Annotated in this window: 8 protein-coding genes; 3 read left to right on the top strand and 5 right to left on the bottom strand. The window is 61.4% G+C overall.

What is annotated here, in order from left to right; genetic code table 11:
• Positions 1–63 precede the first annotated feature (63 nt).
• Entirely contained in the window at positions 64–1,245 is a 1,182-nt protein-coding gene (locus DCO47_RS23415; RefSeq protein ID WP_116659018.1) for a CaiB/BaiF CoA-transferase family protein, read from the bottom strand.
• 145 nt (positions 1,246–1,390) lie between these two features.
• The gene (locus tag DCO47_RS23410) at positions 1,391–2,725 is read right to left on the bottom strand and encodes a dicarboxylate/amino acid:cation symporter (protein ID WP_042607176.1); all 1,335 of its coding nucleotides are present in this window, start codon (positions 2,723–2,725) and stop codon (positions 1,391–1,393) included.
• 346 nt (positions 2,726–3,071) lie between these two features.
• Here DCO47_RS23410 and DCO47_RS23405 point away from each other — a divergent pair, with 346 nt between their 5' ends.
• Positions 3,072–4,070 carry an AraC family transcriptional regulator gene (locus tag DCO47_RS23405; RefSeq protein WP_116659017.1) on the top strand — a complete coding sequence of 333 codons (999 nt, stop codon included), beginning with the start codon at positions 3,072–3,074 and terminating at the stop codon, positions 4,068–4,070.
• 198 nt (positions 4,071–4,268) lie between these two features.
• Here DCO47_RS23405 and DCO47_RS23400 read toward each other — a convergent pair whose 3' ends face one another.
• The 3 genes from DCO47_RS23400 to DCO47_RS23390 form a co-directional block, all read right to left on the bottom strand.
• Entirely contained in the window at positions 4,269–5,615 is a 1,347-nt protein-coding gene (locus DCO47_RS23400) for an ATP-binding protein (RefSeq protein WP_065616790.1), read from the bottom strand.
• Positions 5,612–6,289, bottom strand: a complete 678-nt coding sequence (locus DCO47_RS23395) for a response regulator transcription factor (protein ID WP_016773623.1) — start codon at positions 6,287–6,289, stop codon at positions 5,612–5,614. Before DCO47_RS23395 ends, DCO47_RS23400 begins: the two co-directional genes overlap by 4 nt.
• Before the next feature lie 148 nt (positions 6,290–6,437).
• A complete protein-coding gene (locus DCO47_RS23390; protein WP_039757849.1) occupies positions 6,438–7,043 on the bottom strand; it encodes a membrane protein in 606 nt (201 codons plus the stop codon).
• 143 nt (positions 7,044–7,186) lie between these two features.
• On the opposite strand from DCO47_RS23390, the gene DCO47_RS23385 reads away from it, so the two are divergent.
• Both DCO47_RS23385 and DCO47_RS23380 read left to right on the top strand, forming a co-directional pair.
• Positions 7,187–7,978, top strand: a complete 792-nt coding sequence (locus DCO47_RS23385; RefSeq protein WP_064364848.1) for a dienelactone hydrolase family protein — start codon at positions 7,187–7,189, stop codon at positions 7,976–7,978.
• Between the two features lie 192 nt (positions 7,979–8,170).
• Positions 8,171–8,896, top strand: coding sequence for a 4'-phosphopantetheinyl transferase (locus tag DCO47_RS23380; RefSeq protein ID WP_064364849.1), 726 nt, complete (start codon positions 8,171–8,173; stop codon positions 8,894–8,896).
• Positions 8,897–8,983: the final 87 nt, after the last annotated feature.

The following is an 8,983-nucleotide window of genomic DNA, read 5'->3' as shown; positions in this document are numbered from 1 at the left end:
TCCCACAGGGGAATGCATTTCAATGTGGGAGCGAGCCTGCTCGCGAAGGCGGCGGCTCAGGCACTAAAGAATCACCTTGGCCGAACGCAACTCGGCGATCCGCTCAGCACTCAACCCCAACTCCTCCAACACCTGATCCGTATGCTGCCCCAACCCCGCGCCGACATGCCTTGGCGCCGGCAACGCTTCAGAGAATTTCAACGGACAAGCCATCTGCGCCTGCGTCGTGCCATCGCCGCGCGGCACCTGGGTCACCAGCTCCCGCGCCTGCAACTGCGGATGGCGCAGCGCCTCGCTCAGATTCAACACCGGTTCGACACAGGCATCGACTCCGGCGAACCGCTCACACAGTTCAGCAAAATCATGTCGCTCGAATTCGATCCGCAATGCCTCTTTCAGCGCCTGTTGCTGCTCTGCCCTGGGGGACAATCCCTGCGCCGCCAGTTCCGGTCGGCCCAGCGCCGTGCACAGTTGCTGCATGAACGCCGGCTCGAGACTGCCCACTGACATCCAGCGCCCATCCCGCGTGCGGTAATAATCGTAGAAACTGCCGCCGTTGAGCATCTGATCTTCCCAGCCCGGCTCCGCGCCACAGGCCAGATATCCCGAACCTGCCATGGCATTCAGGCTGAACGCGCAATCGGTCATGCTCACATCCAGATGCGTGCCTTGCCCGCTCTGCTGGCGAGCGATCACCGCCGCCAGCAAGCCGATCACCCCGTGCAACGAGCCGCCGGCCACGTCCGCCACCTGCATGCCCAGCGGCAAGGGCCCGCTGTCGGCGCGGCCGGTGTAACTGGCCAGCCCGGCCAGCGCCAGATAGTTGATGTCATGCCCCGCACGCTCCTTGTACGGCCCGGTCTGGCCGTAGCCGCTGATCGACACGTAAATCAGCTGCGGGTTGATCGCCTTCAACGCCTCATAACCCAGGCCCAGGCGCTCCATCACCCCGGGGCGGAATTGCTCGAGAACGATGTCGTAATCGCCTAGCAGCTGCTTGATGATCTCCAGCGCCGCGGGCTGTTTCAGATCCAGCGCCAGACTGCGCTTGTTGCGGTTCAGGTAAGCGTGGCTGGCCGATACCCCGCCATCATGCGGCGGCAGCACCCGCAGCAGATCCATACGCGTCGGCGATTCGATGCGCAGCACCTCGGCGCCCATGTCCGCCAGCAGCAGCGAGGCGAAAGGCCCCGGCAGCAAGGTCGAGAAATCGAGAATCTTCAGTGAGGCCAGCGGTGCGGACATGGGCGAACTCCTTGGGCGATGCACTCAGCCTAGGCAGCCATCGTCGATGCGGCAATCACCGCAAATGTCAGCAGGTGTGACCGTTGTGCTCAAATCCCGGGCAAGAAAAAACCCGCCGAAGCGGGTTTTTCCGTGCAAGCGATGCTTACTTCACATTGCTCGGGGTTGGGCCTTCAGCCACACCCAGGTCGTCTTCTTCACGCTCGTCGGAGATACCGCGACCGCCGGAAGCCAGCTCGGCCTGCAGTTGATCGGTATCCAGCTCCTTGACCCACTTGGCCACGACGATGGTCGCTACCGCGTTACCGACCAGATTGGTCAGCGCGCGGGCTTCGGACATGAAGCGGTCGATGCCGAGGATCAGCGCCAGACCGGCCACCGGCAGGTGACCTACCGCCGACAGGGTTGCGGCCAGCACGATGAAGCCCGAACCGGTCACACCCGCCGCGCCTTTGGAGGACAGCAGCAGTACCAGCAGCAGGGTGATCTGGTGGGTGATGTCCATGTGCGTGTCAGTCGCCTGGGCGATGAACACGGCGGCCATGGTCAGGTAGATCGAAGTACCGTCGAGGTTGAACGAGTAACCGGTCGGGATCACCAGACCAACTACCGATTTCTTCGCACCCAGACGTTCCATCTTGATCAGCATGCGTGGCAGTGCCGATTCCGACGAGGACGTACCCAGTACGATCAGCAGCTCTTCACGGATGTAACGCACCAGTTTGAACACGCTGAAACCGTGAGCCCGGCAGATCGCACCCAGCACCAGCACGACGAACAGTACGCAGGTGATGTAGAAGCAGATCATCAGTTGACCCAGCTGCACCAGCGAGCCGACCCCGTAAGCACCGATGGTGAACGCCATGGCGCCCAGCGCACCGAGTGGCGCCAGTTTCATGATCATGTTGATGATGTTGAACATCACGTGGGCGAAGCGATCGATCATGTCCAGCAGCGGACGACCGTACGACCCCAGGCGATGCAGGGCGTAACCGAAGATCACCGAGAACATCAGCACTTGCAGGATGTCACCGGTGGCAAACGCGCCGACGATGGTGTTCGGGATCACATTGAGGAGGAAGCCGACAATGCTCTGGTCTTTACTGGCCGTCACGTAGGTGGCGATTTTCGAGGCGTCGAGGGTGGTGACGTCGATGTGCATGCCGGCGCCCGGTTGCACAACGTTGACCACGACCAGACCGATCAGCAGGGCAATGGTGGAAACGATTTCGAAGTACAGCAGCGCGTAGCCGCCGGTCTTGCCTACCGACTTCATGTTCTGCATGCCGGCGATGCCGCTGACAACAGTACAGAAGATGATCGGGGCGATGACCATCTTGATCAGCTTGATGAAGCCGTCACCCAGTGGCTTGAGGGCCACGCCGGTCTGCGGGTAGAAGTGACCGAGCAGGATGCCGATGGCGATGGCAACGATCACCTGGAAATACAGGGATTTGTACAGTGGCTGACGAGTCGTCATTGCAGGTTTCCTCAAGCGTCCAGCGGCAACATCCATCTGTCGAGCGCCGAACCTTAATTGCGAACCCTCCTGCACTGGAGGGATTTGTTGTTGGAACGGCATCCTCCCGAGCGGGAGAAATGCACGCTTCTGTCGCTTGTATCGCAAACGTCGTGCCAGATTGGTGCGATTGGCAGCAAGCCTTTTGATATCAGGCATTGCAGGATCTGTCCGGACCGCGTTGACTACTTCATCGTGGCGGATTTCCGCCAACTCACCGCCCCTCGTCCTACAATTTGGCGGAAATCCGCCTTGTTGCGTTGCAGGCCCGCCGTTACGATCGGTGCCAGAACAAGGATTGCCGCTTATGCGCGAACGCACCATCGCCAGCCATTTCGCCCGCGCCGCCCTTGGCGGCGCACGCCGTCGCGGTTTCGATTACTCAAACCTGTTGCAGCAACTGGGAATCAGCCCGGAGTTGCTCGATGAGCCCCGCGCACGCATCGCACCTGAGCAGTTCACCCGCCTGATTCAGGGGTTGTGGCTGGCGCTGGACGATGAATACCTGGGTTTCGGCAACGCACCGAGCAAGCCCGGCAGCTTTGCCATGATGTGCCACGCCTCGATTCACTGCCGCAATCTGGAGAAGGCCCTGCAACGCGGTTTATTGTTTTATAGCCTATTCCCTGATGCCCCGCGCCTGAGCTTGAGCCGCGAAGACGAATGGGTGCGGTTGAGCCTGGATGACGCGCAGTTGTGGGACCCGGACCACTTTCTCAGCGAAAGCCTGCTGGTGATCTGGCACCGCCTCGGCAGCTGGCTGATCGGCCAGCGGATTCGCCTTGAGCAGGCAAGCTTCAGTTATCCGCGCCCCGCTCACGGCAGCGAATACGACCTGCTGTTCCCCTGCCCCCTGACCTTCGACGGCGCCCGGAGCAGCCTGCTGTTTCACAGTCGCTACCTGGCCATGCCGCTGTTGCAGGACGAACGCACCCTCAAACATTTCCTCGAACGCTCCCCTGCCGACCTGCTCTCACGCCCGGACGACGGCGACAGCCTGAGCAGCCGCCTGCGCCGCTTGCTCAGCCGTGACGCTGCGCGCTGGCCGGACCTGGAAGCCGTCGCCGCGCATCTGCACATCAGCCCGCAGACCTTGCGCCGGCACTTGCGCGAGGAAGGCACGAGTTTTCAGGAGCTGAAGGATCAACTGCGGCGGGATATCGCCATCTATCATCTGGGCCGGGCGGATTTGTCGTTGCAGCAGATTGCCGAGCAGCTCGGATTTTCCGAACCGTCGGCGTTTCATCGGGCGTTCAAGAAATGGACGGGGCTGACACCGGGGGCTTATCGGGCGCAGGAGTTGTGAAAGATCAAAAGCCCCTCACCCTAACCCTCTCCCAGAGGGAGAGGGGATTGATTGGGGGATGCTGAAGATCTGGACCGGCCTGACAGTTATTCAGTGAATCCATATCCACTGCAAGTTGCTCAGGTCGATAAACTTCTCAAGACACTTAGGTCAGTTCCCTCTCCCACTGGGAGAGGGTTAGGGTGAGGGCCGCTTCATTCACACCGCAGGAAAATGAATCCTGAACGCCGCCCCACCCATCGGCGAATCGCCCAGGGCCAAGCGGGCGTTGTAACTCTCGATGATGTCCTTGACCACCGCCAGGCCGATCCCCTGCCCCGGATGCTGGGCGTCCAGGCGTTCGCCGCGCTCGAGAATCCGCGCCCGCTGATCGAGCGGCACGCCTGGCCCATCGTCCTCGACACACAATTCGATCCCGGCCAGTGACTCGCGTACGCTGACACGCACTTCGCCCAGGCACAGGCGATAGGCGTTTTCCAGCAGGTTGCCGAGCATTTCCAGCAAGGCGCCCTGTTCGATCGGCACGTAGCAATGTTGAGGCAGATCAAAAGTCACGCGCACATGTTTGTCGCGGTAGACCTTGTCCAGCGTATCGCACAGGCTTTTGAGCACCGGTTGCAGGCGCACCTGATGGCGAACCAGGCCGCTTTTGCGCAGGCTGGCCCGTTGCAGCTGGTAGCTGATCTGCTGGCTCATGCGCTCGATCTGGCTTTGCAGGACCCAGGCCTGATCGCGGTCTTCGGGACGCTGGGCCATGTCTTCGCTGACGCCTTGCAGCACCGCCAATGGGGTTTTCAGGCTGTGGGCGAGGTCGTCGAGGGAGTCGCGATAGCGGCTGCGCTGCTGGCGTTCGCTGAGCAGCAGGCGGTTGAGCGAGCCGGTCAGGCGCAGCAGTTCGCGCGGGTGTTTTTCCGTCAGGCTTTCGCGGGTGCCGCCCTCGATTTCGTCGAGTTCCTGGCTCAATCGCCGCAGAGCCTTGAGGCCCCAGGTCAGGCCGATCCACAGCAATGCCAGCAGTACCAGCAATGCCGCGCCGAAGCCCAGATAGAGATTTTCGCGCAGGCCTTCCAGGGTGGTTTCGTACTCACGGACCGGTTGCAGAGCGACGATGCTGAATGCCGCGCTCTTGCCGCCGAGCAGTTTGACTTCGACGTCGTAGACGAAGAATTCCTGACCGCTGGCTTCACGGATCCGCGCGAACTCGTTGCCGAGGCCGTCGTAACGCGGCTTGTAGTTGATCTGCTCTTCCTGGGTGGCTTTCGAACGCCACACCAACTTGCCGTCGCGGTCGTAGATATAGCCGAGCAAGCGGAAATCGGTGAGGTTGAAGCGCTCGTCCGGCAATTGCGAGGGCATCACCAAATGACCGTTTTCCACCCGCGCCGCGGAGATCAGTGTGGTGACGTCGGAGGCCAGGCGTTGCTCGATCGAATCCTGCAACGCGAGGCTGAACGCGCCCTGCATCGCCGGCAGCAAGGCGAGCATGAACAACACCGCCAACGTGGTGGCGGCAAGCATCAAACGAACGCGGAGGGAACGGATCAAGTGCAGCGCTCATTGAACAGGTAGCCGAGGCCGCGCACGGTGTCGATCGGCTTGAACCCGGCCGGGCCTTCGAGCTTGCGCCGCAGACGGCCGACCAGCACTTCGATGACATTCGGATCGCGCTCGTCGTCATCCGGGTAGAGCTGCTCCATCAAGCGATCCTTGGGCACCACTTGCTGATGGTGGCGCATCAGGTATTCGAGGATGCGGTATTCGTAGGCGGTCAGCGCCAGCGGTTGTTCATCGAGGCTGGCCTGTTTGCGATTGAGGTCGAGCAGCAACGGCCCGGCAACGATGGTCGACTGGGTGAAACCGCTGGAGCGGCGCAACAGTGCGTTGAGGCGTGCGTCGAGTTCTTCGAACTGGAAGGGCTTGACCACGTAATCGTCGGCACCGGCGGCAAGGCCCTCGACTTTGTCCTGCCAGTTGCCGCGCGCGGTGAGGATCAGGATCGGGAAGGTCTTGCCGCCCGAGCGCAACTGGCGGATCAGGTCGAGGCCGCCCATGCCCGGCAGGCCGAGATCGATCACCGCCAGATCGAAGTTGTACTGGCCGGTCTGGTACAGCGCCTCCTCGGCATTGGCCACGGACTCGACCACGTGGCCGCTCTCCGTCAGGCGGGTTTGCAGGTGATGACGCAACAGCGCCTCATCTTCGACGACCAACAGTTTCATGCCCTTCTCCCCATCACTTGAACACTCCAGACACAACCTGTGGGAGCGAGCCTGCTCGCGAATGCGGTTATTCAGTCAACGATGATGTTGAATGAAACATCGCTTTCGCGAGCAGGCTCGCTCCCACTATTCAATCGGCGGCAACTGCTTAGAAATAGTAGTTGGCCGACAGGTAGGTCTGCGCGCTGCTGGTCAAGTCCAGCGAGCCCTGTTTGCTGCCGCCGCTCTCTTTCATTTCGGTGCTGGCGTTGCTGCGCAGGTAACGGTAACCGAGTTCCACCGAGGTGTTCTGTGAAACTTGCTGCAAGACACCGACCTGGCCACCGATGGCGTAACCGATGTCGCTGTCACGGCTGAAGCCTGGCGAATCCTGAGTCAGTTTGGTCAGACCGGCCGTGGCGCCGCCGAACAACTTGGTGCTGCCGCCCACCGGGTAGAACAGGTCATAGCTGCCGAGCAGGTTTTCCTGGCGCAGTTTAACGCCATTGTGCGAGCCGGAAACGTTGTCGTAGGTGGCGTAGTAGCGGCCCTGGCTGTTTTGCTGACCGAGGCGCATGCCGTAGGTGTTGTTGCCGTCGATGGCTCCGGTGGCGTTGGGGTGGCCGAGGTTATTGTTCAGTGCGTGGGACTTGTCGATCTTGTCGCTGGTCTGGCCGAACGTCAGGCCGGCGAAGTTGCTGGTGTCGTCGGCGTTGGCCGCGATGCTGGAGCCTAACAGGGTAAAAGCCAGCAGCAGTTTGTTGATACGAGTCATGGGTATTTCCTCTTTCACAGTGCTGTTTGGGTATGGCGCAAGGTTACTGAGCCGCCCCTGTACGGCCCCTGAACCGTCTCTGAACCTGACCTGAACCAGATCGACTAGGCTGTTCTGACCACTTTCCATAAGGAGACCCGACCATGCGCCTGTTCCTCGCCCTTGCTTTGCTGGCGGTCAGCAGCTTCACCCAGGCTGCGATCAAGACTGAAGAAATCCCTTATCAAAGCGCCGACGGCAGCAAACTGATCGGTTACTACGCCTATGACGACGCGATCAAAGGCCCACGCCCCGGCGTTGTCGTGGTCCACGAATGGTGGGGGCTGAACGATTACGCCAAACGCCGCGCACGGGATCTCGCCGAACTCGGCTACAGCGCACTGGCCATCGACATGTACGGCGATGGCAAAAACACCGAGCACCCGAAAGATGCCATGGCCTTCATGCAGGCAGCGACCAAGGATGCCGATGCCGCCAGTAAACGCTTCGCCGCCGGTCTCGATCTGCTGAAGCAGCAAAAGCAGACCGACCCGAACAGGATTGCCGCCATCGGCTACTGCTTCGGCGGCGGCGTGGTGCTGAATGCAGCGCGTCAGGGTGTGCCGCTGGCCGGTGTGGTGAGTTTCCATGGCGCGCTGGCGACCAAGACCCCGGCGACCCCGGGCAGCGTGAAGGCGAAAATCCTGGTCGAGCATGGTGCGCTGGACAGCATGGTCACGCAGGACAACGTCACTGCGTTCAAGGCGGAGATGGACAAGGCCGGGGCGGACTACCAGTTCGTCAGCCTGGATGGCGCCAAGCACGGCTTCAGCAATCCGGATGCCGACCGCTTGAGTCATGGCGAGCATGGTGGGCCGGACATTGGTTACAACAAGGCGGCGGATGAAAAATCCTGGGCGGACATGCAGGCGTTCTTCAAGAAGATTTTCGGCTAACGCGCCTGTGTGGCTAGGGAGCTTGCTCCCGCTCGGCGACGCAGTCGTCGCCAAACCTGCTGGCGACCTTCTCGCTGACAGATATCAGCAGGTTTTTGGGGGGGCGCTTCGCGCCCCAGCGGGAGCAAGCTCCCTCGCCACAAAAACAGGGCCTACTGTTCAGCCTCGAAGCTAACCGGCAAAATGCCCGCCATGCATACCATCCCCGCCCTGCCCGCCTGCTGCACCGCGCTCGACAACCACTGGCCGTTGCCGACGGTGTTGGCCGACACCGTGCTGCTCAGTACTCACTTCAACCCGGCGCAGTTGCTTGGCGATGACTTTCAGCGCAGCGCTGTCATCGCGCCGCCGAGCATTCAGCGTTCAGTGGCCAAGCGTCAGGCCGAGTTTCTCGCCGGGCGAATCTGCGCCCGTGCCGCGCTGCAACAACTCGAAGGTTTGAACGTCATCCCGCCGATCGGCGAGGACCGCGCGCCGGTGTGGCCAGCGCATATCTGCGGCTCGATCACCCACAGCACCGGCCGCGCCGCAGCGATTGTCGCCAACAAGCGGCACTGGCGCGGCTTGGGCATGGATCTGGAAAACCTGCTGAGCCATGAGCGCGCCGAACGTCTGGCCGGGGAAATTCTCACCCCGGCGGAAATGCAGCGCATGGCCGCTGGGCCGCAGGATCAACTGGCGCTGCTGGTGACCTTGACGTTTTCGGTCAAGGAGAGTCTGTTCAAGGCGCTGTACCCGATCGTCCAGCAGCGCTTCTATTTCGAGCACGCCGAAGTGCTGGAATGGACTGAGGCGGGTCAGGTCAGGCTGCGGTTATTGACGGATCTGTCGAGCGAATGGCGCAACGGTTCGGAGCTGGAGGCGCAGTTCGGGGTGCAGGATGGGCAATTGTTGAGTCTGGTCAGCATTCAGGCCTGAAGATTTGCATTGTCGGCACTGGCCTTATCGCGAGCAGGCTCACTCCTACAGGGTGAACGCATTCCAAATGTAGGAGTGAGCCTGCTC

It is taken from the genome of Pseudomonas sp. NDM (genome assembly GCF_003105095.1).
GTDB lineage: Bacteria > Pseudomonadota > Gammaproteobacteria > Pseudomonadales > Pseudomonadaceae > Aquipseudomonas > Aquipseudomonas moraviensis_A.
Note: the sequence above shows the minus strand (reverse complement) of the source record. Positions and strands in the feature narration are given on the sequence as shown.

What these genes read in the sequence shown, in the direction of transcription:
- DCO47_RS23385 (WP_064364848.1), top strand. Translation starts at nt 7,187, where the DNA reads ATGCGCCTGTTCCTCGCCCTTGCTTTGCTGGCGGTCAGCAGCTTCACC.
- DCO47_RS23380 (WP_064364849.1), top strand. Translation starts at nt 8,171, where the DNA reads ATGCATACCATCCCCGCCCTGCCCGCCTGCTGCACCGCGCTCGACAAC.
- DCO47_RS23395 (WP_016773623.1), bottom strand. Translation starts at nt 6,289, where the DNA reads ATGAAACTGTTGGTCGTCGAAGATGAGGCGCTGTTGCGTCATCACCTG.
- DCO47_RS23415 (WP_116659018.1), bottom strand. Translation starts at nt 1,245, where the DNA reads ATGTCCGCACCGCTGGCCTCACTGAAGATTCTCGATTTCTCGACCTTG.
- DCO47_RS23405 (WP_116659017.1), top strand. Translation starts at nt 3,072, where the DNA reads ATGCGCGAACGCACCATCGCCAGCCATTTCGCCCGCGCCGCCCTTGGC.
- DCO47_RS23410 (WP_042607176.1), bottom strand. Translation starts at nt 2,725, where the DNA reads ATGACGACTCGTCAGCCACTGTACAAATCCCTGTATTTCCAGGTGATC.
- DCO47_RS23390 (WP_039757849.1), bottom strand. Translation starts at nt 7,043, where the DNA reads ATGACTCGTATCAACAAACTGCTGCTGGCTTTTACCCTGTTAGGCTCC.